This window comes from Blastococcus sp. CCUG 61487 (assembly GCF_005222955.1).
Classification (GTDB): domain Bacteria; phylum Actinomycetota; class Actinomycetes; order Mycobacteriales; family Geodermatophilaceae; genus Blastococcus.
Map to the genome: position 1 here is coordinate 3726 of NZ_LWUA01000103.1, position 548 is coordinate 4273.

The 548-nt window shown below is 78.5% G+C and carries 1 protein-coding gene; it reads left to right on the top strand.

Going from position 1 to position 548, the window contains the following annotated elements:
• Nucleotides 1-548 (top strand): M56 family metallopeptidase (locus A6V29_RS07095; RefSeq protein ID WP_170977733.1); only part of this gene is annotated, 548 nt, incomplete at both ends.

Sequence of the window (548 nt, forward strand, 5' to 3'; positions counted from 1 at the left end):
CCGGCGGTCCGGTGCGGGGCGACCACTGGGTCACCCTGACCCTCGCCGCGGTGCTGGCGCTCCAGCTGCTCGGCGTCCTCCTGCTGTCGTGGTGGCGCACCGCGCGCACCCGCCGCCGGCACCGCCAGCTGCTGGAGCTCGTCGTCCGGCCGGCGGCGGCGCCCGACACCCGGCTGCTGGAGCATCCCGCGCCGGTCGCGTTCTGCATCCCCGGCGTGCAGCCCCTGCTCGTGCTGTCGTCCGGGATGGTCGAGGAGCTGGCCGAGGACGAGCTGGCCGCCGTCGTCGCGCACGAGCGGGCGCACCTCGCCGAGCACCACCACCTGCTCCTGCTGCCGTTCGTCGCGTGGGAGGCGGCGCTGCCGGTGCTGCCCGCGGCCGGGCAGGCGCACAGCGCGGTGCGCGAGCTCGTCGAGATGCGCGCCGACGACGTCGCGTTGCGGGCGCTCGAGGGCCCCGAGCCACGACGCACGCTGGCCCGGGCGATCGTGGCCGCGGCGGAGGGCGCCGGGGGAGCGGCGGAGGTGCCCGGCGGGGCGACTGGCGGT